This window comes from Methylobacterium tarhaniae (genome assembly GCF_001043955.1).
GTDB lineage: Bacteria > Pseudomonadota > Alphaproteobacteria > Rhizobiales > Beijerinckiaceae > Methylobacterium > Methylobacterium tarhaniae.
Genome location: NZ_LABZ01000408.1, coordinates 1 through 515 on the forward strand (window position 1 = coordinate 1; position 515 = coordinate 515).

At 76.7% G+C, this 515-nt stretch carries 1 protein-coding gene; it reads right to left on the minus strand.

Annotation, left to right across the window (positions count from 1 at the left end):
* On the minus strand, positions 1–515 hold a 515-nt coding region (locus VQ03_RS30315), incomplete at both ends, for a N5-glutamine methyltransferase family protein (RefSeq protein ID WP_048454654.1).

Below are 515 nucleotides of genomic sequence, written 5' to 3' on the forward strand. Positions count from 1 at the left end.
CCGCCCGGCGCCAGCAGCCGCGGCACCTGGGCCAGGATGGTGCGGTAGGCGTCGAGCCCGTCGGCACCGCCGTCGAGGGCGAGGCGGGGATCGTGGTCGCGCACCTCCCCGGACAGGCCGGCGATGACCTCGCTCGCGATGTAGGGCGGGTTCGCGACGACGACGTCGAACGGCCCGGACAAGGCCGAAGCCCAGTCGCCGACCGCGAAGGCGGCCCGGTCGGCCACGCCGTTGCGGGCGGCGTTCGCCCGGGCCGTGACGCACGCCCCCGGCGACCGGTCGATGCCGAGGCCGACGGCCTGCGGCCATTCGGTGAGCAGGGCCACCAGGATGCAGCCCGAGCCGGTGCCGAGATCGGCGAGGCGGTGCGGTGCGTCGGGCCCCAGGCCGAGGCCGAGGGCCGCCTCGACCAGGGTCTCGGTATCGGGGCGCGGCACCAGGGTGTCGGAGGAGAGCCCGAAGGGCAGCCCCCAGAACTCCCAGGCGCCGATGATCCGGGCCACCGGCTCGCCGGC